The 23822-nt window shown below is 60.7% G+C and carries 16 protein-coding genes; 9 read left to right on the top strand and 7 right to left on the bottom strand.

From position 1 onward, the window contains the following. Positions 1 to 62: 62 nt before the first annotated feature. Positions 63 to 1517, top strand: coding sequence for a TrkH family potassium uptake protein (locus AACY19_RS25795; protein ID WP_339454365.1), 1455 nt, complete (start codon positions 63 to 65; stop codon positions 1515 to 1517). Here the strand turns inward: AACY19_RS25795 and AACY19_RS25790 are convergent. Then, entirely contained in the window at positions 1474 to 2535 is a 1062-nt protein-coding gene (locus tag AACY19_RS25790; protein ID WP_339454364.1) for an AraC family transcriptional regulator, read from the bottom strand. The genes AACY19_RS25795 and AACY19_RS25790 overlap by 44 nt on opposite strands. Before the next feature lie 164 nt (positions 2536 to 2699). Between AACY19_RS25790 and AACY19_RS25785 the strand changes: the two genes are divergently transcribed. Both AACY19_RS25785 and AACY19_RS25780 read left to right on the top strand, forming a co-directional pair. After that, a complete protein-coding gene (locus tag AACY19_RS25785) occupies positions 2700 to 3011 on the top strand; it encodes a DUF962 domain-containing protein (RefSeq protein WP_339454363.1) in 312 nt (103 codons plus the stop codon). A 25-nt stretch (positions 3012 to 3036) separates the two neighbouring features. Then, positions 3037 to 3627 carry an HD domain-containing protein gene (locus tag AACY19_RS25780; RefSeq protein WP_339454362.1) on the top strand — a complete coding sequence of 197 codons (591 nt, stop codon included), beginning with the start codon at positions 3037 to 3039 and terminating at the stop codon, positions 3625 to 3627. Between the two features lie 35 nt (positions 3628 to 3662). Here the strand turns inward: AACY19_RS25780 and AACY19_RS25775 are convergent, their stop codons facing one another. Continuing rightward, the gene (locus AACY19_RS25775) at positions 3663 to 4478 is read right to left on the bottom strand and encodes a UDP-2,3-diacylglucosamine diphosphatase (protein ID WP_007919701.1); all 816 of its coding nucleotides are present in this window, start codon (positions 4476 to 4478) and stop codon (positions 3663 to 3665) included. Positions 4479 to 4611: 133 nt separating this feature from the next. On the opposite strand from AACY19_RS25775, the gene AACY19_RS25770 reads away from it, so the two are divergent. Both AACY19_RS25770 and AACY19_RS25765 read left to right on the top strand, forming a co-directional pair. Further along, positions 4612 to 5376, top strand: coding sequence for an AraC family transcriptional regulator (locus tag AACY19_RS25770; RefSeq protein ID WP_339454361.1), 765 nt, complete (start codon positions 4612 to 4614; stop codon positions 5374 to 5376). Between the two features lie 124 nt (positions 5377 to 5500). Continuing rightward, the gene (locus tag AACY19_RS25765) at positions 5501 to 6394 is read left to right on the top strand and encodes a DMT family transporter (protein ID WP_339454360.1); all 894 of its coding nucleotides are present in this window, start codon (positions 5501 to 5503) and stop codon (positions 6392 to 6394) included. Here the strand turns inward: AACY19_RS25765 and AACY19_RS25760 are convergent. Beyond that, positions 6388 to 6675: a SelT/SelW/SelH family protein gene (locus AACY19_RS25760; RefSeq protein ID WP_339454359.1), complete on the bottom strand. Its 288-nt coding sequence runs from the start codon at positions 6673 to 6675 to the stop codon at positions 6388 to 6390. The two genes, AACY19_RS25765 and AACY19_RS25760, sit on opposite strands and share 7 nt — an antisense overlap. Positions 6676 to 6746: 71 nt before the next feature. Between AACY19_RS25760 and AACY19_RS25755 the strand changes: the two genes are divergently transcribed. Beyond that, positions 6747 to 8948, top strand: a complete 2202-nt coding sequence (locus tag AACY19_RS25755; RefSeq protein ID WP_339454358.1) for a patatin-like phospholipase family protein — start codon at positions 6747 to 6749, stop codon at positions 8946 to 8948. Between the two features lie 127 nt (positions 8949 to 9075). Here the strand turns inward: AACY19_RS25755 and AACY19_RS25750 are convergent, their stop codons facing one another. The 3 genes from AACY19_RS25750 to recQ form a co-directional block, all read right to left on the bottom strand. Continuing rightward, complete coding sequence (locus AACY19_RS25750) at positions 9076 to 10872, bottom strand: FimV/HubP family polar landmark protein (RefSeq protein ID WP_339454357.1); 1797 nt, start codon at positions 10870 to 10872, stop codon at positions 9076 to 9078. Positions 10873 to 10999: 127 nt separating this feature from the next. Continuing rightward, the gene (locus AACY19_RS25745; RefSeq protein WP_339454356.1) at positions 11000 to 11434 is read right to left on the bottom strand and encodes a MarR family transcriptional regulator; all 435 of its coding nucleotides are present in this window, start codon (positions 11432 to 11434) and stop codon (positions 11000 to 11002) included. Positions 11435 to 11566: 132 nt separating this feature from the next. Beyond that, positions 11567 to 13696, bottom strand: a complete 2130-nt coding sequence (gene recQ / locus AACY19_RS25740; protein WP_339454355.1) for a DNA helicase RecQ — start codon at positions 13694 to 13696, stop codon at positions 11567 to 11569. 312 nt (positions 13697 to 14008) lie between these two features. On the opposite strand from recQ, the gene AACY19_RS25735 reads away from it, so the two are divergent. The 3 genes from AACY19_RS25735 (at position 14009) to AACY19_RS25725 (ending at position 18399) form a co-directional block, all read left to right on the top strand. After that, the gene (locus AACY19_RS25735; protein ID WP_339454354.1) at positions 14009 to 14596 is read left to right on the top strand and encodes a YecA family protein; all 588 of its coding nucleotides are present in this window, start codon (positions 14009 to 14011) and stop codon (positions 14594 to 14596) included. A gap of 10 nt (positions 14597 to 14606) precedes the next feature. Continuing rightward, positions 14607 to 15002, top strand: a complete 396-nt coding sequence (locus tag AACY19_RS25730) for a YbaN family protein (RefSeq protein ID WP_339454353.1) — start codon at positions 14607 to 14609, stop codon at positions 15000 to 15002. Positions 15003 to 15411: 409 nt separating this feature from the next. Further along, positions 15412 to 18399 (top strand): hypothetical protein, encoded by a 2988-nt coding sequence (locus tag AACY19_RS25725; protein ID WP_339454352.1) that lies wholly within the window; start codon positions 15412 to 15414, stop codon positions 18397 to 18399. Between the two features lie 315 nt (positions 18400 to 18714). On the opposite strand, the gene AACY19_RS25720 is transcribed toward AACY19_RS25725, so the two are convergent. Further along, positions 18715 to 23822, bottom strand: a 5108-nt coding sequence (locus tag AACY19_RS25720; RefSeq protein ID WP_339454351.1) for a beta strand repeat-containing protein, incomplete at its 5' end; no start/stop codon positions are given.

Below are 23822 nucleotides of genomic sequence, written 5' to 3'. Positions count from 1 at the left end.
GTTTACATGCCCGGCCCCACGGGTAGAATGGCGCCCTTCCCACATCAGCCCGAGCGGACTTCATGGCGTTGCCGACCTTACGGATCATTGGTTTTATCATCGGCATCTTCCTGATCACGCTGGCCGTGGCCATGGTCGTGCCCATGGCCACCCTGGTGATTTTCGAACGCACCAGCGACCTGCCCTCGTTCCTCTGGGCGAGCATGATCACTTTCGTCTCCGGCCTCGCGCTGGTGATTCCGGGCCGTCCGGAACACATTCACCTGCGCCCGCGCGACATGTACCTGCTGACCGTCAGCAGTTGGCTGGTGGTGTGTATTTTCGCCGCGCTGCCGTTTCTGCTGACGCAGCACATCAGCTACACCGATTCGTTTTTCGAAAGCATGTCCGGCATCACCGCCACCGGTTCAACCGTACTCAACCATCTGGACGACATGTCCCCCGGCATCCTGATGTGGCGCTCATTGCTGCACTGGATCGGCGGCATCGGCTTCATCGGCATGGCGGTGGCGATCCTGCCCTTGCTGCGCATCGGTGGCATGCGCCTGTTCCAGACCGAATCCTCGGACCGCTCGGAAAAGGTCATGCCGCGCTCGCACATGGTGGCGCGGCTGATCGTGGCGGCCTACGTCGGCATCACCATCCTCGGCAGCCTGGCGTTCTGGTGGGCCGGGATGAGCCCGTTCGACGCGATCAACCACGCCATGTCGGCGATTTCCACCGGCGGGTTCTCGACGTCCGACCAATCCCTGGCCAAGTGGACGCAACCAGCGGTGCACTGGGTGGCGATTGTCATCATGATTCTCGGTAGCCTGCCGTTCACCCTGTACGTGGCGACGCTGCGCGGCAATCGCAGGGCATTGATCAAGGATCAGCAGGTGCAGGGTTTGCTGGCGATGTTGCTGGTGACCTGGCTGGTCCTCGGCACCTGGTACTGGTGGACGACCAAACTGCATTGGCTGGAGGCGCTACGCCACGTGGCGCTGAACGTGACCTCGGTGGTCACCACCACCGGTTTCGCCCTGGGCGACTACAGCCTGTGGGGCAACTTTTCGCTGATGCTGTTCTTCTATCTGGGCTTTGTTGGCGGCTGTTCCGGATCGACGGCCGGCGGGATCAAGATCTTCCGTTTCCAGGTCGCCTACATTCTGCTCAAGGCCAACCTTAATCAACTGATCCACCCACGCGCGGTGATCAAGCAGAAGTACAACGGTCACCGCCTCGACGAAGAGATCGTGCGCTCGATTCTGACCTTCTCGTTCTTCTTCGCCATTACCATCTGCGTGATCGCGCTGCTGCTGTCGCTGCTCGGCGTCGATTGGATGACCGCCCTGACCGGCGCCGCCAGCACCGTCTCCGGCGTCGGCCCGGGGCTGGGCGAAACCATCGGCCCGGCGGGTAACTTCGCCACGCTGCCAGATGCCGCGAAGTGGATTCTGTCGTTCGGCATGCTGCTCGGTCGACTGGAGATCATTACGGTATTTGTGCTGTGTATTCCGGCTTTCTGGCGTCACTGACCACATTCGGCGCCTGCAACAGCCGCGCCCGGTAATCGCCGGGCGTGGTGTCGAACCAGCGGCGAAACGCGCGAAAGAAATTGCTCGGATCGGCAAAACCCAACAGATAGGCAATCTCCAGCAAGGTCATGCTCGGCTGCGCCAGATACTGCTCGGCCAATTCGCGGCGGGTGTCATCGAGCAATTGCTGAAAGCTCGTGCCCTCCTCCTGCAAGCGGCGCTGCAAGGTACGCTGCGATAAATGCAGAGTCTGCGCCACCGTGTCGCGTTTGGGCTCACCCTGCGGCAGTAGACGACACAGCACCTGGCGGGCCTTGTGGGTCACGCGACTCTCGGAGAACCGCGCCAGATATTCCCCGGCAAACCGGTCGTGCAACAGCGCCATGGCTTCGTTCGCGGTGGGCAGCGGTGCTTCCATGTCGGCACGTTCGAAGATCAGCGCATCGTAAGGCGCGTTGAACACCAACGGTGCGTGGAAGGCTTGTTTATAGGGCTCCAGATTATCCGGCTGATCCCCCTGCACCAGCACTTTGACCGGATGCAGCGTGCGCCCGGTCAGCCAGCCGCACAGGCCCAACGCACACGCCAGTGAGGCTTCAGCGCTTTGCCGGGTCGGCGGCAGGTGATCGCCGTGCACCGTCAGAATCAGCGCGTAACCTTCTTCCAGCAGACGAAAGCTCAGGTCGGCACTCTCGGCGATAATCCGCTGATAGCGCACCAGCCGCTGGAAACCCTCGGCCAGCGTGTTGCTGGACATCAGCGCGTAACCGGCAACGTGAAACGAGGCCGGACGCACCACTTTGCCCATGTTCAGGCCGATCGCCGGATTGCCGGACAGCTCGACTGCCCGTTGCCAGAGCCGGGTCATGGAGTCCTGCGGGAAACGCGCATCCGGATCATCCAGGGCGGCGTAATCGAGCCCCAGTTGCCTGAACAGAACCCGGCAATCCAGGCCGTCCATTTCCAGTGCCTTGACAATCCCCATCGCCCAGCTTGCAGAAGTCGTTCGTTCGCTCATGGCGTTATTCTTTTACATGATGGACCGCATGTTACGGCCTGATTTGCGAAGGATACTAAAGTGGCGCCGATTGTCACTGGCCCACGCCAATGATCACTCTAGACTCAAATAAGCTACCCGCAGAACAACTCGTCGCCAGAACAATAACCACAGAGATAGCGGTCGTGGAAAACACCAAGCATTTCAAAAGCTTCGCTGAGTTCTATCCGTATTACCTCAGCGAACACAGCAACAGTACCTGCCGTCGCCTGCATTTCATCGGCACCACACTGGTTATTTTCATTCTGGCGATGACCATCGCCAAAGGCGCCTGGCTGCTGTTATTGGCCCTGCCGTTAGCGGGTTACAGCTTTGCCTGGATCGGGCACTTCTTCTTTGAAAAGAACCGGCCGGCCACTTTTCAGCATCCGCTGTACAGCCTGTTCGGCGACTTCGTCATGTACCGCGACATGATCCTCGGCCGCGTGGCGTTTTAGATAACAAGAACAATGAGGATGGCCGATGAACGCCAATGCTCGCTTCACCCATATGAAGGACGGTACTCATGAAGACTGGGCGATCATCGCCGCCGACTTCACTGCCTACGCCAAACAATTACCCTCGCGGATCGTGACCCATCTGAAACTGCTTGAAGGCGACTTCGGTGGCTTCCCGGTAGATCGCCTGACCCACTCGCTACAAACTGCGACCCGCGCCTGGCGCGATGGTCGTGACGAGGAATACGTGGTCTGCGCGCTACTTCACGATATCGGCGACACGCTTGGCTCCTACAACCACCCGGACATTGCAGCGGCCATTCTCAAGCCGTTCGTCAGTGCCGATAATCTGTGGATGGTCGAGAAGCACGGGGTGTTTCAGGGCTACTACTTCTTCCATCATCTGGGTATGGATCGGCATCTGCGCGAGCAATTCAAGGAACATCCGCAGTTTCAGGCAACGGCCGAGTTTTGTGCCAAATACGATGCAGCCGCGTTTGATCCAGCGTATGACACCCTGCCGTTGAGTTTCTTTGAGCCGATGATGGAACGGTTGTTTGCGCAGCCGAAGAACTCGATTTACAAGGCTGCAATGCAAGAACACAGCCCGGCCTGACTCTCAGCGCCCCTCCCACAGGGGATTCGGGTTGTTCAGGCAAGCTCGGCGACTTTGGCCGCTTTCAGCTCCGCCTCGCGCGCCTGGGCGTCCGCCAGTCGATACAACTCAATCGTGCCGTCCCAATGTTCGATCAGCGCCGTGCACGACTCCACCCAATCGCCACAATTGAGGTAATCCACCTCGCCCACCTTGCGGATCTCGGCATGGTGAATGTGCCCGCAGACCACGCCATGCAGCTCGCGTTTCACGCACTCATGGGCGATGGCTTCTTCAAAGTCACTGATGAAACTCACCGCTGTCTTCACTTTGTGCTTGAGGTACGCCGAGAGCGACCAGTAGCCGTAGCCATAACGCGCCCGCCAATGGTTGAGCCAGCGGTTGAGGGTCAAGGTAAATTCGTAGGCCGAATCGCCAAGAAAGGCCAGCCAGCGGTGATAACGGGTGATCACATCGAACTGATCACCGTGGATCACCAGCAGATGGCGACCGTCGGCCGTGACATGCACCGCCTCGTCGACCAACTGGATGTTGCCCAGAATCAGCTTCGAATAACGGCGCAGGAATTCGTCATGGTTGCCGGTGACGTAAATCACCTCGGTGCCGCGCTTGCTCATGGTCAGCAAACGGCGAATGACGTTGGTGTGCGCCTGTGGCCAGTACATGCCGCCGCGCAGTTTCCAGCCGTCGATGATATCGCCGACCAGGTAGATCTTGTCGGCGTGGTAGCCCTTGAGAAATTGCGACAAGTGTTCGGCCTGGCAATCCCGCGTGCCCAGATGCACGTCGGAGATCCACAGGGTTCGCACCCGTTGTTTACGGCTGGGTCTGGCGAGCTCGGCGCTGGTCATGGGCAACCCTCTGCGATGTTTTCGTCAGCGTGCGCCCGCCGGGTTAATCGACCATGACAACTGTGCGTCAGTCCTGTGACAGCGCAGACCGGGCGCGGCGGTGTAGACTGGCGGCCTGCCCGGAGACTCTGCCATGCGTCCGATTTTCAGCCTGCGTCAGTACACCCACGACCTGATCGTCCACAGCCACGACCACGCACAATTGGTGTTCGGCTTGTCCGGCGCGCTGGATTTCGAGGTCGAGGGTCGTGGCAGTCAGGTGCGCCAGCAAAGTTTCGTGGTCGTTCCCAGCGGCGCGCATCACGCCTGCGGCAGTCCTGACGGCAGTCGTTGTCTGGTCATGGACATCCCTGACGAGCAATGGCTGCGCGACGCCCTCGGCAACCATGCCGACGCCAGTCGCCGCCTGCTCGACCAACCGGCGCGCTTGTCCCTCGACGCGGGGCAAAGCCAATTGGTCAGTTGGCTGGCGAACAGCCCGGTCAGCGATCCGGTGATTGCCCAGCAAGGCGCGGTGCTGCTGCTGGCCAGCCTCAATCACGCCCGACCCGCTGAACTCGTGGCCCGCCGCCTGCCTTACGCCGCACTGGATGCGCACATCGACCAGTACGCTGCGTATCCGTTGCAAGTCGCCGATCTGGCCCGGATTGCCGGCCTGTCCAGCGCTCGCCTGCACGCCCGGTTCATGGCCGAATGCGGACAGACGCCGATGGAATACATCCGCAGCCGGCGTCTGCACAAGGCTGTCAGCCTGTTGCGCGAGACAGCCCTGCCCGTCGGCGAGATCGCCTGTCGCGTCGGTTACAGTTCGCAAAGTGCCTTTTCAGCCGCCGTCCTGCGCGAGTTCGGCTCATCGCCCGGTCAGCTGCGGCGCGATTCCCGCGACAACAGACGATAGCCTGCCGACAGACTTTATCGCTCCAACGCGCTTCAATGGGCAGGAGCAGCCGTCGAAAGCTGCGATCCGATCGTTTCCTCGCTGACGATCAACCACAAAAATCGTGTCTGGATTAAGGATTGCAATGACTCCGCGTACCGCCCTCGGCGCTCTGCATATCGGCGCTTTGATGTTCGGCCTGACCGGCGTGTTCGGCAAACTGGCCGCGGCCTCCCCTGCCGTGATCGTGTTTGGGCGCGCGGCGTTTGCCGTGCTCGCCCTGGCCTTCTTTGCCCGTTTTTCCAGCCAGAACGCCTGGCAGAAACTCCAGGCCATGGACTGGCGGCGTCTGGTCCTGGGCGGCGTCTTGTTGGCCGGGCACTGGGTGAGTTTTTTCATGTCGGTGAAGATCGCCGGCGTCGCCATCGCCACATTGGGTTTTGCCAGTTTCCCGGCGTTCACGGTGATTCTCGAAGGGCTGATCTTCCGCGAGCGCATTCGCGCCAATGAGATTGTGCTGGTGGCGTTGGTCAGCGTCGGTCTGGTGCTGGTGACGCCAGCGTTCGACCTCGGCAGTGGTGCCACCGTCGGCCTGCTCTGGTCGGTGCTGTCGGGCCTGTTGTTTTCCCTGCTGTCACTGACCAATCGCGCCAGCTCCGGGCGCATCCCGGCGGTGCAGGCGGCGCTGTGTCAGAACGTGGTGGTGGCGCTGTGTCTGCTGCCGGTTGCAGCGCCGCAATTGAGCGAGGTGCGCGCACTGGACTGGTTGTGGATCGCCCTGCTCGGCGTGTTCTGCACCGGCGTCGCGCACAGTCTGTTCGTGGCCAGTCTGGCGGTGATCAAGGCGCGCACGGCGGCAGTGGTGTTTGCCATGGAGCCGGTTTACGGCATTACCGTGGCCTGGCTACTGTTCAACGAAAATCCGACCCCGCGCATGTTGATGGGCGGCGCGCTGATCATTGTCGCCATCGCGGTCTCGGCGCGAATGTCCGGCAGCGTCGACAAGAAAGCCGTCGCCGCCGAGGCCGCGTCTCACTGAGTGCGGTCGTTATGACCGAGGTCGCGGTCAGGGTCGATCCGGTCGCGCACCCGTTGCTTGAGCACCTTGGCCTCGGGAAAACCGCCATCGGCCTTGCGCTCCCAGATCTGCACATCGTCGCAAGTAATCTGAAACACGCCGCCGGTGCCCGGCACCAGTGACACTTTGCCGAGGTCGTCGCCGAAGGTGCTGAGCAGTTCCTGCGCCAGCCATGCGGCACGGAGCAACCACTGGCATTGGGTGCAATAGGTGATGACTACTTCTGCTTTTGCGACAGTCATGTTCACTGAAACTCCTGAGACAGAGGGCGCCGCTATAATAGCCGGCTTTATCGCTCGCCCCGAGACTCACAATGCGCCGTCTGCTGTTCTGCCTGCTGCTTGGATTGCTCCCCCTGTTCGCCGATGCCGGCGTTGATGCCAGTGAGGCCGTGCGGCCAAAAGTCGGCCTGGTGCTGTCCGGCGGCGCTGCTCGCGGACTGGCGCACATCGGCGTGCTCAAGGCACTGGAAGAACAAGGCATCAAGATCGATGCGATTGCCGGCACCAGCATGGGTGCGGTGGTCGGCGGGTTGTACGCCTCGGGCTACAAGATCGACGAGCTGGAAAAACTCGCGCTGAACATCGACTGGCAACAGGCGCTGTCTGACGCCCCGCCGCGCGAAGACGTGCCGTTCCGGCGCAAGCAGGATGACCGTGACTTTCTGGTGAAACAGCAACTAAGCTTCCGCGACGACGGCAGCCTCGGTCTGCCACTGGGTGTGATCCAGGGTCAGAACCTCGCGCTGATGCTGGAAAGCCTGTTGGCCCACACCAGCGACACGCGCGATTTCGACAAACTGCCGATCCCGTTCCGCGCCGTGGCCACCGACATCGCCAACGGCGAAAAAGTGGTGTTCCGCAAAGGCCACCTGCCCCAGGTGATTCGCGCCAGCATGTCGATCCCGGCGGTGTTCGCCCCGGTCGAACTCGATGGCCGGCTACTGGTGGACGGCGGCATGACTGACAACATTCCGCTGGATGTCGCCCGGGAAATGGGCGTCGACGTGGCCATCGTTGTCGACATCGGCACCCCGCTGCGCAACCGCAAGCAACTGACCACCGTGGTCGATGTGCTGAACCAGTCGATCACCCTGATGACCCGGAGCAACTCCGAAGAACAACTGGCGGCGCTGAAACCCTCAGACGTGCTGATCCAGCCGGCGCTGGCGGCGTTCGGCGTCACTGATTTCGGCAAGGCTCAAGAGATGATCGACGCTGGTTATCGCGCAACGCGAGTCCTCGACGCGCGACTCGCCGTGCTCAAACCCACGGAATCGCGCGACGCCGAACTCGACGCCGCACGCTCGCCGGGCCAGCGCACGCCGATCATCACCGCGATCAGGATCGAGAACAACTCGAAAGTCGACGACGATGTGATCCGCTATTACATCCGCCAGCACGTGGGCGAGCCGCTCGACCTGGGCCGTCTGCACTCGGACATGGGCACGTTGTACGGGCTCGACTATTTCGAGCAGGTGCAATATCGCGTGGCACACAAAGGCGATAACCACACCTTGGTCATCAGCGCCCGGGGCAAACGCAGCGGCACCGATTACTTGCGCGTCGGGTTGAACCTGTCCGATGACATGCGCGGCGACAGCGCTTTCAACCTTGGCGCCAGTTACCGCATCAACGGCATCAACCGCCTCGGCGCGGAATGGCTGACCCGGGCGCAGATTGGTGACAAACAGGAGCTCTACAGCGAGTTCTATCAGCCCCTGGATGTCGGCTCACGCTACTTCATCGCGCCTTCGGTGGTGTTCGAAGCGCAAAACGTCGATGCCGTGCTCGACAACGATCCGATTGCCCAGTACCGCGTCGAGCGTTATGGGATGGCCCTGAATGTCGGTCGGCAGATCGGCAACAATGGTGAAGTGCGTTTCGGCGTCGGCGAAGCCTGGGGCAAGGCCGACGTGCGCATTGGCGACCAGGACCTGCCTGGCGAGAGTTTCAACGAAGGTTTCTATTCGTTGAGGTATTCCTATGACTCGCTGGACAACGTCTACTTCCCCCACGAGGGCAAGGACATCAGTCTGACCCTGCTGCAATTCGAGCCGAGCCTGGGCTCCGACAACCGCTATCGACAGTGGGAATTCAAACTGGACAAAGCCCTGAGCCACGGGCCGGACACGCTGATTCTTGGCGGACGCTATGGTCGTACTCTCGACGACACCAACGTAGTGACCTCCAGCTTCCTGCTGGGCGGTGCACGCCAGTTGTCGGGGTTTCGCGAAGATTCGATTTCCGGACAGAACATCAGCCTGCTGCGCGCCGTGTATTACCGGCGCCTGACGCCGCGCTCGTACCTGCCGCTGGACTTCCCGCTGTACGCCGGGGCCTCGCTGGAACGCGGGCGGGCATGGAACAACGACAATGAATTCGACAGCGGCTACATCAATGCAGCGAGCGTGTTCATCGGTTTTGATACGCCGTTGGGGCCATTGAATTTCAGTTACGGGTTGAACGACGCAAATGAGCAGGCGGTGTATCTGAACCTCGGCCAGACCTTTTGATTGATGTTGTCGGGGCTGGCGCCTTCGCGAGCAAGCCCGCTCCCACTGTCGGGGTGCATTCCCACGAGGGAGCGCTCTTGCTCGCTGAGGCGTTTCTCCCTTCAACCCATCGGTTACGGCTGAAAAATCAACGAATCCCCGTCAACAACGTCCGCGCCGTTTGCTTCAAAGGTTCATCGCCTTCCTTGAGCAATTCATTGAGCAAGGCAATCGCGCTGTCGAGGTCGCCGTCGTCGATGCAAGTCTGCGCCTGTTCGAGCTTCAGTGAAGCGGTAGGCTCAGCCGGTTCGGACAATGGCAGCTCCAGAGGTTCCAGCCCCAACGATGGCTCCGAATCAGCAAACTCATTGAGAAAATCGTCATCCAGCGGCTGTGCCTCCGGCTCGGGAATCCACTCAAGTTCCGACTCTTCACTGGCGACCGTCTCAGGCAATTCGAAATCCTGCGGCAGAACCTGCAGGCTTGATCCGAGACCCGGCTGGCCCGACGCCGGCTGCACCGGGGGTGGGCGACTGTCTTCCAGATCCCAGCTGGAATCCATCGACAGCGCGCCGAGGTTCAACTCGAAATCATCCTCCGGCACTTCAGGTTCGGGAGTTGCAACCACTGCCGGGGCAACAACGCCGGGCAGCGGTACGACTGCCTCCGCCAATGGCGTCGAACCGTGCAATTTCGGATGACGGCTGCGGACATCCTGCAACTGTTGTTCGTCCACACCGAGGTGGCGCAGGTGGATTTCCTGTTCTTCATAGGCGGCGTTATCGCCCTGACGGCCGAGCACTTCGAGTAGTTGCAGCGGCAGATCCCGGCGTTCCGGCTCTTTGTGCATGGCTTCGCGCAACAGCCCGGCGGCTTCGGCGAGGCGGCCGTAGGCCAGATAGATCCCCACGGCTTCCAGTACGTCGCCGCCCGTTGGCTCTTCACGATGATCGGTCGCGGCGTGAACCCTGACGGACTCAGGATTTTCGTTTTCATCCACCTCGCTTTCATCGCGCAGTGGCAACACTGGCAGCGGTTCGTCCCCTTGAGCCTGGTGTTGCTGCCGGCGGCGAACAAACAGCGCACCCAAAGCCCCCAGAAGCAGCAACAACCCACCCAGCAGAGGCCAGTTCAAGCCGTCCTCCGCAGGCTGCACCGGCTCAGCCACCGGGGCCGGTGCCGGTGCCGGGGTCACCACGGGCGAAGGTGGCGGTGGTTTCGGCAACGCGGCCAGAAGGGCCTGCAATTTGGCAACCTCGGACTTGCCATCAGCGATTTGCACATCCTGCGCCTGCACCCTGGCGTTCAGTTCGTCGACGGTTTTTTGCAGTTGCCGGGCCTGCAACACGCTGGCTGCCAATTGCTCGCTGAGCGCGTCGTTGGTCGAGACCGTCGGCGCGGATTGCGCCGGCGCGGTCTGGCGCTTGCCCTGGGCTGCCTGTGGCGGCGCCGCAGCCGGTTCGACCGCAGGAAATTCCGAAGACTGCGCTAGTGGATCGGGCTCATCGGTGGCCGGCACAATGCCCGGTGAGCCCGGCGGATCGATCAGCACGGTGTATTCGCGCAGCAGGCGGCCATTGGGCTGGTTGAGTTGCACAAGGAAATTCAGGAAGGGTTCGTCGACAGCTTTGCCGGAGGTCACCCGGATCATCTGCCGGTTACCACGCAGGATCGGCGTGAACTTGAGGTCATTGAGGAAGAAGACCCGTTCGACCCCGGCCTGGCCGAATTCGTCCGCCGTGGCCAGGCTCACCGAGAGATCCTGTGGCGTCAGACCGCCGACATCCACCAACGCGATGTCGGCCTTGAGCGGCTGGTTGAGGGCTGAATGAACGGTAATATCACCCAGCCCCAAAGCCATCGACCAGGTCGAATAGCTGAACAGACCAGCGACCAGCAGCCATTTGGCGCCGCTGCGCACTACCACGTGCCGACTTGCGAGCATGAGCATCCCTTAAATAAGCAAAACCGACTTCTATGCGTCCGCACATCCGGTACGAACACGATATTGCCCAGTAGTTCTTATAGACGGCTCAGCACAATCTCTCAAAAAAACGGCACGGGGTTGTGCCTCAAGATTTTTCCAGATTGCCCAGAATGTGTCCGTGAACGCGCATGCACACCTTTAAATCCGCCTCGTCGACGCCTTCGAACAGTTCGTGGCGCAATTGTGTGGCAATGGTTTCAATTTGTTCGATCAGCGGCAGGGCCGGTGCACACAGGACGATTTTTTTCGCCCGACGGTCTTCCATCACGGACTGGCGTTGCACCAGGCCCTGGCCTTCCAGACTATCGAGCAACCGCGCGAGGGTCGGGCCCTCGACGCCGACGCTTTGCGCCAGCTCACGCTGGGTCGGCGCCTCTTCAAAACGCGCCAGATGCAGCAGCACCAGCCAGCGCGCCTGGGACAAGCCCAGGCCGGCCAGCCGACGATCCAGTTCGGCACGCCAGCCACGGGACATCTGGGCCAGTTGCATGCCAAAGCGGTGTTGATCGGTTAACGGCATAAAACACTCACGGTCAGACTGAAAACAAAGAAAATCTAATTATTAGCCAGCTAAGCATGAGCTGCAGTTATAGGCAAGGGTCGCTCTGTACTGAATCGTTACAACTGTATGGGGCTTGGCGCAAAAGCCCTCTCACATCTCGAATTCCGATTGCAGCGCAGCCCGCACGCAGTAAAGGACGCCTTCCGGCACACGCCCGGCGAACAGCTCCGCCACTTCGGCGACCGACGGCAGCTCACTTTCACCATCGAGAAACGCGTCCTGCACCTCGCCCATCAGATCTTCAGGCAAGTCCAGCGCCTGTTCGAGGGACAATTGCTGCTTGCCGATGGCCTCGGCGAGCATGGTATAGACGTTCTTTTCCGAGCATTGCAACTGCCCGGCGATCTGCAATGGGGTCATGCCGGCGCGAGCCAGGGTGATCAGTTCGTGGCGCACATCGGCCACCACCTTCGGCGTCTCGGCTTCGCCGCCGAGCACTTCGAGGAAGGCCTCGCCATAGCGCTCCAGCTTGCGCGCACCGACACCGCTGACCCGGGCCATTTCCGCCAGCGAAGTCGGCTGGCTGCGGAGCATTTCCAGCAACGTCGAGTCGGGGAAGATGACGTAGGGCGGCACGCCATGTTCTTCGGCGAGTTTGCGGCGCAAGGCGCGCAGGGCTTCCCACTGCTCGCGCTCTTCGCCACGCACCAATTGACTGGCCTGGCTCTTGCTGCCGCTCTTGGCGGTGACTTGCGGTTTGAGGTCGCGGCGCAGCTCCAGGGTCACTTCGCCTTTGAGCAGCGGCCGGCAGGTGTCGCTCAGGCGCAGGCCGCCGTAGCCTTCGTGGTCGACATCCGCCAGCCCCCGCGCCACCAACTGACGGAACAGCGAGCGCCATTCGCTTTCGCTCAGGGCCTTGCCGACACCAAACACCGAAAGATGCTGATGACCAAAGCTGCGGACTTTTTCGTTGTCCTTGCCGAGCAATACGTCGACCAGGTGACCAACGCCATAGCGCTGACCGGTGCGGAAGATCGCCGACAGCGCCTGGCGCGCAGGCTCGGTGGCATCCCAGGTCTGCACGCCATCGACGCAGTTGTCGCAGTGCCCGCACGGCTCGGGCATGTCTTCATCGAAGTAAGCCAGCAGGGTCTGACGACGGCAGCGGGTTTCTTCGCACAGCGAGAGCATCGCGTCGAGCTTGTGCTGCTCCAGACGCTTGTGGCGCTCGTCGCCTTCGGAGTTCTGCAACATCTGCTTGAGCATCACCACGTCTTGCAGACCGTAGGCCATCCACGCATCCGCCGGCAGACCGTCACGGCCACCGCGCCCGGTTTCCTGGTAATACGCTTCGAGGGATTTTGGCAGGTCGAGGTGTGCGACGAAACGCACGTTGGGCTTGTCGATGCCCATGCCGAACGCGACGGTGGCGACCATGATCAGGCCTTCCTCGTTGAGGAAGCGCTTCTGGTGATAGGCGCGCAGGTCGTTGGGCAAACCCGCGTGATACGGCAGCGCCGGAAAGCCCTGCTCGCTGAGGAATGCGGCAACCTCCTCGACCTTCTTGCGCGACAGGCAATAAACGATGCCGGCATCGCTGCGCCGCTCGGCGAGGAACGCCAGCAACTGCTTGCGCGGCTGTTCCTTGGGCACGATGCGATAAAAGATGTTGGGGCGGTCGAAGCTCGACAGGAAGCGCTCGGCGTTCTGCAAATGCAGGCGGGTGACGATTTCTTCGCGGGTGCGTTTGTCAGCAGTGGCGGTCAGGGCGATGCGCGGCACGTCCGGGAACATTTCCGCCAGTTGGCCCAGTTGCAGGTATTCCGGGCGGAAATCGTGGCCCCATTGCGACACACAGTGCGCTTCGTCGATGGCGAACAGGGCGATGTTCAAGCCTTGCAGGAACGACAGCATGCGCGGCTGCACCAGGCGCTCGGGCGCCAGATAGAGCATTTTCACCTCGCCGCGCTTGATCCGCGCCGCGAGGTCGCGCTGCTGCTCGGCGCTCAGCGTGGAGTTCAGCGCAGCGGCGGCAACACCCAGCTCCTCGAGGGTGGCGACCTGATCGTCCATCAAAGCGATCAGCGGCGAAACCACCACCGCCAGGCCGTCGCGCAACAGCGCCGGCACCTGAAAGCACAGGGACTTGCCGCCACCGGTAGGCATCAGCACCAGCGCATCACCGCCGCTGGCCACGCGCTCAATGATTGCACCCTGACGGCCACGGAAACTGTCGTAGCCGAAGATGTCCTTGAGGACGCGTTGAGCCTGTTCGAGCATAAAAACTCCAAAAATCTACCGAAACATCCCTGCAAGGCTGGTTCATCACGGGCAAAGCTGCACCGCAGAATCGTAAGAACGCATTGCATGACAGCCGCAATACGGGCAGGGATCGCAAAACGGGGCAGTATACCCGAGGGCTTCCATGCGCAGGGTGCCGCTGATAAGACACGTACTGTAATTGGCCTCACGCCGCCTCACAGGGTTATTCATGCGATCCTGTAATTGCGGCAAATCTGCCGTGCGGCTGGCTTGAGCGCTCAAGAAGGCCTAGAATTCCCGCATTGTTTATTCCCCCAAGGTAGCCCCGTAATGTCCTTCGCTGAGCAACTAACCCGCCTGCAAGTCTTTCTCGACGCCGACGAGCTGCACGAAGAGGCGCTGGATTACGTGGCCGCCCACGGTTACCTGACCGCGTTGTCGATCTGCTCGGACATCGTGCCGGATCGTGAGTGGATCGACGCCCTGTTCGCCGAAGAGCCGCATTACAGCAGCGACGCCCAGCGTGCCGAGATCGAAGCCACGCTGATCGGCCTCAAGGCACACATCGCCCGCCAACTGGCGTCCGACGAGGAGTTCGAGCTGCCGTGCGAACTGGACCTCGGTGACGATCCGGATGACTCCGAACTGCGCGGCTGGTGCATCGGGTTCATGGAAGGCGTGTTCCTGCGTGAAGCCGCCTGGTTCGAGACCGCCGAAGAAGAAGTCAGCGAAATGCTCCTGCCGATCATGGTCGGTTCGGGTCTGTTCGACGAACAGCCGGAATTCGAAGACATCGCCAAGGACGCCAACCTGATGGACGACATGATCGTGCAGATCCCGGAAGCCCTGACCGCGTTGTACCTGCTGTGCCAGGCGCCCGACGAAAAACCGGCGATCCTCAAGCCACGTCACCACTAAGACCCGGCCTATGGACAACCCCATAGGCAACCGTCCCCTGATGTTGCGCTACGTGCTGCTGGCCATCGGCTGGCTCAGCGTGGCATTGGGGGTCATCGGCATTTTCCTGCCGGTGCTGCCCACCACCCCTTTTCTCTTGCTCGCAGCGGCCTGCTTCGCGCGCAGCTCTCCGCGTTTCTATCAATGGCTGGTCGAGCACCCGAAACTCGGACCGTGGATACGCGACTACCTCGACGGCAACGGCATCCCGCTCAAGGGCAAGGTCTATGCGATCGGGCTGATGTGGGCGAGCATTCTGTTTTCGTGTTACCTGGTGCCGCTGCCGTGGGCGCGGGGGTTCATGTTGACGAGTGCGGTGTTGGTGACGGTTTATATTTTGCGACAGAAGACCCTGCGCAAGCCTTGAAGCACTTTCAGCCGTTAAACCGTTGCGCTTAAAAGCAGTCACAAGACATACCTTTCAGGCTACGCATCCTGGCGCCACTACCTACAGCTACGCAGAATCCGGTGAATCGGGCGCTGGATGATCTGGAGTTGCCGCCGGCGTGATGAACATCACCTGAGCCTGTTCGCGAATGCGTACACAGACAACAAAAACCCCGCCATGTCTGACACAGGAACGGCGGGGTTTGTCGTTGCAGACTTCCGGTCACACAGTGTCCACCTTCCATGAATCATGACCTGGCCGTTCGTCTTAAACAGGGTCGTACCTGTCAGACCTGACAGTAGGCAGACACTAACGCAGACGTTCTAATCCATCCATATCCGGGCCGGCATTCAGAAATGCCTGGTACTTCTATGGAAGATACGCGCTGATGAACACACCCATGACAAACGCCGCTCCCGCACCCAATCAACAAGTCGTTGTTTTTCCACGCGAGCGTGGCATTGGTATTCTGGCTGTGGACCCTCCCTACCCCGTTGGTTTCAAACAGCAAAGCGACGGTTCGTTGGGTGTAAACATCTCTATGGTGAAAAGCGATCTTGATGGATTGCTGGCCTACATCCTGCCCTACTTGAACATGGCCGTAGGCGACTACATCAAGGTTTGGATTGGAACAAAAAATGCGCCTGTCGCCGAATTCTCGGTTACCGAAGCGCATTTCGATAGTGACAACGGTGCCAAAAACATCCCTTTCCATATCTCAGCCAAAGCCATGGAAGACCGATTCCCTGAGACCAGAAAGGAGCCCTTCTGGTACAGCGTCCAGCGCATAAGCGGCAACCCCCCGGAAGAATCGGAAGCTGTTCCGTTGTTTTACAAACATCCGGCGCCCGGAGAACCGGACACTGACGGCGGCAAGCCATTTAACCAAGGCCTCAAGTTGCCTGTAGCCTCGGAAAACCTCGTCGATCAAACAGTGATCGACGAGGGGCTGTTCGTGACCGTGCCGGAGTACTTCAATCAATCCATCGGTGACCTGGTGACGCTTGCCTTCGGACATCTGATCCTGGAGATCACCGTTATCGCATTGGGTGACATTGTCTTTGAGCTGACACCGCAAATGCTCGCCACTCTGAAGCCCACCGACAGCTTGGTGGTGCGCTCGCAAATGTTCGACGTAGTGGAAAACTCCAGCGGCTGGTCCGATGCGCTCATCATCCCTTTCAAACCGGGTGTCGTGTTGCTGCCCGCACCGATTTTTTTACAGGCTGATTCCAATAACGTGGTGAATCACGCTGCGCTCTCGGGCGACTCGGCGGAAATACTGATTACGGGCATATTCAAAACGAATGATGTGGTCGTGCTTTTACTGGAAGGCTTCACCGCAGGCGGCGACCCGGTCAGCCACACTTATACCCGGACACTGACGGCCAATGTCAGGACTCTGCAATTTTCAGTTGAAAACTACCGGGTAAAAAACGTGATCAGAGGGAACTTACGCGCCTCTTACACGAAGACCACAGCAGGTAAGCCCCAGCTCTCGAAACCGGCTGATGTGACCATCTCCGGTGGAGCCTTCAGTTTGAACCCGCCGACTGTCTCGCCGCTGGAAAACGACACATTGCCGGTGGATACCGCCATGGCAACAGTGCAATGTGCCGACTACTGGCCCTTGAAAGCCGGCGCCGTCGTCGAACTTCGATGGCAAACCACTGACGACGCCGGCGTTGCAGCTTTAATCGTTTTGCAGCAGCTCGTCACCGATCCGATGTTGCCGATCGTCTTCACAGTGCAGGGCAAATACATCAAGCCTAATCCCAGCGCTCCGCTGACGGTGCAATGCGCAATCACCAATCCGGGAGAGGTCGCGGTCGCTTCCGACCTGCTGCAATTAAAGATTGGCGATGAGAAAGCCATCGTGCTCAATCCTCCGACGCTTGTAGGCGTCGCCCCGCCGATTGACCCGCTGGGTGGAGACCGGACCATCAGGGTCGAATACTCCGCGAGCAACCCGGGGGACCAGGCCAGACTGATCGAAATGAACGCTGCGACCGGCGCCCCTTCCTTTGGGCTGATCACACTGAACCAAAACAACCGCGCCCATTGGGTGATGGACACCAGGTTTCTTGTTGCCCGTCAGAACACAACCGTTGAATGTCGCTGGAACTTGAGGCGCAACGGCAAAAGAATCGCTTCATCGCCGGTTGCGTACTTCGAGATCGCGCCCATCGCACCTGAAGACTCTCGGCTACCAACGCCACGCATCAGCGGGGTTACAGGGGTCGTGGAGGTGAAAAAGCTGACAGCGGCCAATATGCTGCAAGTCGCTTCATGGCCGGGACAAACCCAGGGACAAGCCAAGTATCTAAAACTTCAAGGCACACACAAAAACGGCGCGATAGTCAGCCATCAAGCACTTGACGGCGAGCTGACGGGAGCGGAACAGGGCTCAACAACAGCATTACTTCTCGACTGGTTCCTTGATCTGAAAAACGAAACCGACCTCAGCATCTTTTTCTCGGTGGTTCTGGGTTACGGGCAACAGCCTCTGCCGTTTCCAATACAAACGTACAAGGTTGCATCGTTGGTAGAGCTGCAACCGCTCATTACCGCAGTGCAGGCACCGCATGGGGAGGTGCCTCACAACACCGAAACGATTTCCCCCACCCTGACCATTACTTGTCGAGGCAGCGTCAACGAGCAAATCGAATTAGTGGTGAACGGTGCGGTGCAACAGACTGTTTCCACCAACAGTGCGGGGGACGCGTCCGGCTCCGTTTCGATCCCGAACCATGACGCCTCTAATTCAATCGTCGCCCGGGCAAAATATGGCAATAACCTGTCTTCCCCCGCCCGCAATGTGATCCTTCGCCGCCCTTTGCAAATCGATACCACGCCCAGGCTTCTGGAAGGGTACAGGGTGTACGCCGGCTGGAGCGAAACGGGTGCCCGGTGGCCTGGAAACTGGCAACAACTCAGCCCCTCTTACGGTGTGGGCAAACGCACTTTCAGATCCAGCGATCCCGCCGTGGTATCCGTTGATGCCAACGGGGTAATCATTGGACTCAAATGGGGAACTGCGTGGATCTACATTCAAGATAGCTTCACCACCCATTCGATCCATGTGGACGTAATCAATATCTACAAGCTGGACATTTACAGGGCATACATGGACTTTAACAGCGCGGTGAACTGGATGAACCGCGTCAGTGGATCGATCCCGGTAACCAAGGCTCTTGGGGCCATGAGAGTGGTTTATGGACCTGACAGCAGCTGGCCTTTACTTCCGGGGTGGGACTCCTGGCAGTGCGAAGAATGTGGTCCGGGTATGGCGTTACGGTATTCATGGGTAAACGCCGGAACGATATGTAGACCTTCAAATGTCCAGGCCTGGCCATGGTGCCTTAGACGGTACTGAGTCAGAGCCGCTGCCTGCTCAACATCGGTTACCCAATGGGGTTGCAACATTTCGGTGACAGCCTCTGTCAGATCGGCAGAATCGGGCGCTGGATAATCTGGAATGACCCGCTTCAAAACACACCCTGCAGGAGCTGCCGAAGGCTACGATCTTTTTATTTTAGGAAACAAGATCAAAAGATCGCGCCAGCGGCAGCTCCTACAGCGGCGGCTGATATAAAAAATCGTCGCCCCGAGCAACCGGGGCAGCATTCGGCGTAAAAAACCCGCCGTCCCGATCAACCGGGACGGCGGGTTTTGTCGTTTCAGGCCCTGATCACACCGTATCCACCTTCAACGAATGATCATTCAACATCCCGCTGATGATCGTCGCCGTGTCGTGCCCGCCAGCGACCACGCCACCCGCCCCCGGCGTTACACCGTAATGGCTGGCGAGGTTGACGCCAGCCAGGTCGATGGTCTGGTTCGGTGTGGCGCCGGCCATGGCGCTGACGTCGATGCTGGTCAGCACCGAGGCGCCGCTGCCGGTGACGGTGAAGTGCAGGTAGTCGTCCAGCGACGCCGTGCTGCCGTTTTCACCTTGCAGCAGTTGCGACAGGTCGAGCTTGTCGGTGCCGGGGGTGAAGTCGGTGATCAGGTCGTGGCCGCTGTTGCCCTTGAGCCACTGGAAGGTGTCGGCCCCCGCCCCGCCCGTCAGGGTGTTGTTGCCCATACCGCCGATCAGCAGGTCATCACCGCCGCCGCCGTTGAGGATGTCGTTGCCCAGGCCGCCGTTGATCACGTTGTTATTGTGGTCGCCGGTGAGGGTGTCGTTGAAGTTCGAGCCGACGAGGTTCTCGATACCGGTCAGGGTGTCCGTTCCCGCGCCGAGGGTGTTTTGTGCAGCGAGCAGGCCGAGGTTGACCGTCACGCCGGCGGTGGCATTGGCGTAGCTGGCGGTGTCGATGCCGGTGCCGCCGTCAAGCAGGTCATTGCCCGGGCCGCTGTAGAGCAAGTCGTTGCCGGCACCGCCATGCATCTCGTTGTTGCCGGAACCGGCAGTGAGCACATCGTTGCCGTCGCCGGCATTGAGGATGTTGTTGCCGCTACCGGCCACCAGGAGGTCATCACCGGCGGTGCCGGTCAGGGTGTGGCCGTCCTGATAGGTGATGGACACGTTGGCAGTGTCGCTGCCGCCGTGGTTGTCGTTGGCGGTGTAAGTGCCGTGGAAGTCCGGGGTGACATCGTGGGCCCCGGCGTAGTTGACCGTCATGGTCAGCTGATAGTTTTCCGCCGCGTTGGGGTTGCCGCCGCCGGTGTTGGTGAGGTTGGTGACATGAATCCGGTAGGTGCCATCGGCGCCGGCGGTGATGGTGCCGCCGTCGCCGATGGCAACGAACGCGCCGCCGTTGAGCGAATATTCCATGGCGATGCGCCCAGCCGCCAGGTTGTGATCCAGGTTCAGCGTTTCGCCCTGTTTCAGTTTGACGGTGATCAGGTCTTCATCGTTGGCATTGGCGTTGGTCACCGCGCCGAGGTAGCCGCTGATCACCAGCACCGCAGTCATCGCTGCGGTGTTGGCAGCGAAGGCCGTGCGCACATCGGCGAGGGTCTGGTTGGCGGCGGAGTTGCTGTTGCCGTTGAACGTGATCGCGCCGGTCCCGGTGAAGTCCGCGCCCTTCGCTACCCAACCGGTGTTGAACGAGGTGGGCGTGGCGCTGAGCTTGTCGCCGTCCGGATCGCTGTCGTTGGCCACCAGCAGGTCGGCCGGCACCACAATATTGCTCGACAGCACGTTGGTGATGACGTGGTCGTCCACCGCCACGGGCGGCGCGTTGGGAATCACTTTCACGGTCAGGGTCGAACTGGCGAGGTCGCCATCGTTGTCGCTGACGGTGAAGCCGATATTCTCGGTGATCACCACCGCCGTGGTTTTCTGCGAAGTGTAGGTGTAGTCGCCCGTGTCGAGGTTGATCACCAGCGTGCCGCTGTTGTTGGTGGCGATGCTCACCGTGTTGTTCACGGTGTTGAAGGTGCCGTGGTTGGCGCCGCCGGTTGCCGTCAGCGAACCCTGGCCGCTGAGGGCTTTCGGATCGTAGGTGTAGGTGGTGCCGTCGATCACGATGGACTTGATGAAACCGCCATCGGCACCAAATGTACCGCCCTCGCCCAGCAGCGAACCGGTGACCGGTGCACCGACCACGGTGCCGGACAGTACCGAGTTGAGCTGGTTGAGATCGGTGACCACCACCGCATTGGTGTTGGTGTGGCTGATGCCGTCATAGGCCAGTGGATCGAGGTTGGCGTTACTCACACCGCTGCCCAGGCCAATCGCGTAGTTCTTGATGTTGTTGGCGTCGAGGAAGTTTTTCAGCGCAGCTTCATCGCTGGTGCCGATGTCCTGACCGGTGGTGGGTTTGCCGTCCGAGAAGAAGTAGCCGACGTTCTGCGCACCGGTGAGTTTGCCCGAGGTGTTGAACGCAGTTTGCAACATCGCCACCGCGGCGTCGTAGTTGGTGCCGCCGCCAGCGGTAAGGCCGGCGAGAATGGTTTTCGCCGTCGCGACATCGACCCACACCGACGTGCGGTCGGTGGCGCTGCTACTGAAGGTCACCAGTTGCACCTTCACATCGCCGAGGTCGTCGTACTTGTCGAGCAAGGCGCTGATCGCCTGCTTGGCCAGGGCCAGCCGCGACAGGCCTGGCACGCCAGAGGCGTCGGCCATACTCCCGGAGATATCGAGGACGATAAGCAGGTTGGAATCGATTTCCACCGCCGCCACCGAGCGGTCCGACGCCACTGCTTTCGGCACGTCGTCGACGATGTTGACGACGAGGGTGCTGGTGGTGCTGTTGCCCAGCGCATCGGTGGCTTTGTAGGTGAAGCTTTCGCTCAGCGTGTTGGCGCCATCGTTGGCGTTCGGCGTGGTTTTCGGCGCCGAGGTCAAGGTGTAGGTGTAGGTGCCGTCGGCGTTGAGCTGGATCTGGCCGTAAGTGCCGGTGGCGCTGCCGACCAGCGTGTAGGTGATCGCGCCCGTACCACCGGTGACCGCGCCGACCAGCGTACCGGTCGCGGTTTCGCCGGTGTTGCTGGGATCGCTGCCGGTGACCGTACCGGGGGCAAGATCCGCACCATCCTTGCTCAAGTCGAGGGCTCTTTCGAAGACCGTCACGTCCTGATCGACCGAGGCGACGAGTTTGCTGTCGGCAACGTTGATGGTGATCGTCGTGGTGCTTTCGTCGCCATCGCTGTCGCGGATGGTGTAGGTGAACGTGTCGGTGGCACCCGGCGGGCTCACCGAGTTCGGATTGCTGTGATAAACGGCATTGCCGGCGGCATCGAGAGTCAGGTAACCGAAGTTGCCATTGATATTGCTGTTGAGGCCGCCAATCGCCGACGTCCCGGTGTTGCTGCCGGCGCGCACGCCGATCACTGTCGCAGTGCCATCGGCACCGCTGGTGTCATTGCCCAGCACGCTGACGTTGACCGTCCCCCCCTCCGCCACCGACCCGGTGTCGGCGTAGGCGGTCGGCAAGTCATCGACGATGTTGACGTTGATCTGACCGTTGGCGGTGCTGCCATCAATGTCGGTCGCCACCACGTCGAAGTTCTCGGTGAGGCTGTTGGCGCCGTTGCCGTTCGGATGGCTTTCGTTATCCACGAGGGTGTAGCTGTAGCTGACCACGCCCGTGGTCGCATTGAACCCGGTGATGGTCAGCGTACTGCCCAACGGCGTTACGGCCGATTGCGGGAAGCCTGCGGCCACGCCGTTGCTGACCACCGCGATGCCGCCGACGGTCAGGGTTTGCAGACCGTCCAGTGCGGTGACGGTGAAAGTGCCGCTCTGGGTCAGTGCAACGGGGTTGGGGCTGGTGCCGTCGCTGAGGTTTTTCTCGTAGACGGTGAGTTCGCCGCCGTTGACGTCGAGGCCGTTGAGATAAACCTGATCGTCGTTGTTGTGGATGTTCAACACCAGATTGGCGGTGCTGGTGTCGCCATCGGCATCGGTCAGGGTGTAGGTGAACGTCTCCGTGCCATTACCGCCGCCGTGCAGGTTCTTGAAGTCGGCATCATTCGGGTTGAGGGTGTAGGTGTAGGTGCCGTTGGCATTCAGCACCAGGGTGCCGTAGGTACCGGTGAACGTGCCGGCAGTGACCGGCCCGGCGTTGGCGCCGGTCGGTACGCGGTCGGCGCCCTGGATATCGTTGTCAAGGACGTTGCCGGTCAGCGTCAGCAGGCTTTCCGACGCCGGGGTCGCGTTGCTGTCATTCATCGCTTTGGGCACGTCATCGACGATGCTGACAACGATGTTGCTGGTGACGATGTTGCCCAGCGAATCCTTGGCCTGATAGGTAAAGGTTTCGGTCAGTGTGTTGGCGCCATCGTCGGCGTGCGGCGTGGTGCTGGCCGGTGAAGTCAGGGTGTAGGTGTAGGTGCCGTTGGGGTTGAGGACGATCTGCCCATGGTTGCCGGTGGCGCTGCCCACCAGCGTGTAGGTGATCGCTCCGACCGCGCCGGTGACCGAGCCGACCAGTGTGCCGGACGCGGTTTCGCCGGTGCTGTTCGGGTCGCTGCCGACCACCGTGCCAGCGGCCAGATCCTGGCCGTCCTTGCTCAGGTCGAGGGCTTTTTCGTAGACGGTGACGTCAGTGTCGCTGACCGCTTTCAGGCAGCTGTTGTAGACGTCGATGGTGATCGTCGTGGTGCTTTCATCGCCGTCGGAATCGCGCACGGTGTAGGTGAACACGTCCACTGCGCCCGGACCGTTCACCACGTTGGGATTGCTCTGATAGACCGCGTTGCCATTGGCATCGAGGGTCAGGTAACCGTAGGTGCCGTTGATCTGCGAATTGAGCCCGCCGATGGCCGATGTCGAAGTGTCGGCACCGGCGCGCACGCCAACCACGGCGCCGGTCACGGCCGGGCCGTCGGCGCCACCGATGTCATTGTCGAGCACATTGCCGCTGACAGTGCCGCCCTCCGCCACCGAAGCCGCGTCTGCATGCGCGGTCGGCAAATCATCAACGATGTTGACGTTGATCTGGCCGCTGGCGGTGCTGCCATCGGTGTCGGTCGCGACGACGTCGAAGTTCTCGGTGAGGCTGTTGGCGCCGTTGGCGGTTGGATGCGCTTCGTTGTCGGTCAGGGTGTAGCTGTAACTGACCACGCCCGTGATCGCGTTGAACCCGGTGATGGTCAGGGTGCTGCCCAGCGGTGTGATCACCGACTGCGGAAAGCCTGCGGCCACACCATTAGTGATCACGGCGATGCCACCGACCGTGAGGGTCTGCAAACCATCCAGAGCGCTGACGGTGAAAGTGCCGTTTTGGGTCAGCGCTGGCGTGTTGGGGCTGGTGCCATCGCTGAGGTTTTTCTCGTAGACGGTCAGTTCACCGCCGTTGACGTCGAGGCCGTTGATGACCACTGGATCGTCGTTGTTGTGAA

The sequence above is a fragment of the Pseudomonas sp. EA_5y_Pfl2_R50 genome (assembly GCF_963970475.1).
Lineage (GTDB): Bacteria > Pseudomonadota > Gammaproteobacteria > Pseudomonadales > Pseudomonadaceae > Aquipseudomonas.
Note: the sequence above shows the minus strand (reverse complement) of the source record. Positions and strands in the feature narration are given on the sequence as shown.

Excerpts from the sequence above, each read along its gene's own strand:
- AACY19_RS25795 (WP_339454365.1), top strand. The coding sequence starts at position 63 with ATGGCGTTGCCGACCTTACGGATCATTGGTTTTATCATCGGCATCTTC.
- AACY19_RS25790 (WP_339454364.1), bottom strand. The coding sequence starts at position 2,535 with ATGAGCGAACGAACGACTTCTGCAAGCTGGGCGATGGGGATTGTCAAG.
- AACY19_RS25780 (WP_339454362.1), top strand. The coding sequence starts at position 3,037 with ATGAACGCCAATGCTCGCTTCACCCATATGAAGGACGGTACTCATGAA.
- AACY19_RS25775 (WP_007919701.1), bottom strand. The coding sequence starts at position 4,478 with ATGACCAGCGCCGAGCTCGCCAGACCCAGCCGTAAACAACGGGTGCGA.
- AACY19_RS25770 (WP_339454361.1), top strand. The coding sequence starts at position 4,612 with ATGCGTCCGATTTTCAGCCTGCGTCAGTACACCCACGACCTGATCGTC.
- AACY19_RS25765 (WP_339454360.1), top strand. The coding sequence starts at position 5,501 with ATGACTCCGCGTACCGCCCTCGGCGCTCTGCATATCGGCGCTTTGATG.
- AACY19_RS25760 (WP_339454359.1), bottom strand. The coding sequence starts at position 6,675 with ATGACTGTCGCAAAAGCAGAAGTAGTCATCACCTATTGCACCCAATGC.
- AACY19_RS25755 (WP_339454358.1), top strand. The coding sequence starts at position 6,747 with ATGCGCCGTCTGCTGTTCTGCCTGCTGCTTGGATTGCTCCCCCTGTTC.
- AACY19_RS25750 (WP_339454357.1), bottom strand. The coding sequence starts at position 10,872 with ATGCTCGCAAGTCGGCACGTGGTAGTGCGCAGCGGCGCCAAATGGCTG.
- AACY19_RS25745 (WP_339454356.1), bottom strand. The coding sequence starts at position 11,434 with ATGCCGTTAACCGATCAACACCGCTTTGGCATGCAACTGGCCCAGATG.
- recQ (WP_339454355.1), bottom strand. The coding sequence starts at position 13,696 with ATGCTCGAACAGGCTCAACGCGTCCTCAAGGACATCTTCGGCTACGAC.
- AACY19_RS25735 (WP_339454354.1), top strand. The coding sequence starts at position 14,009 with ATGTCCTTCGCTGAGCAACTAACCCGCCTGCAAGTCTTTCTCGACGCC.
- AACY19_RS25730 (WP_339454353.1), top strand. The coding sequence starts at position 14,607 with ATGGACAACCCCATAGGCAACCGTCCCCTGATGTTGCGCTACGTGCTG.
- AACY19_RS25725 (WP_339454352.1), top strand. The coding sequence starts at position 15,412 with ATGAACACACCCATGACAAACGCCGCTCCCGCACCCAATCAACAAGTC.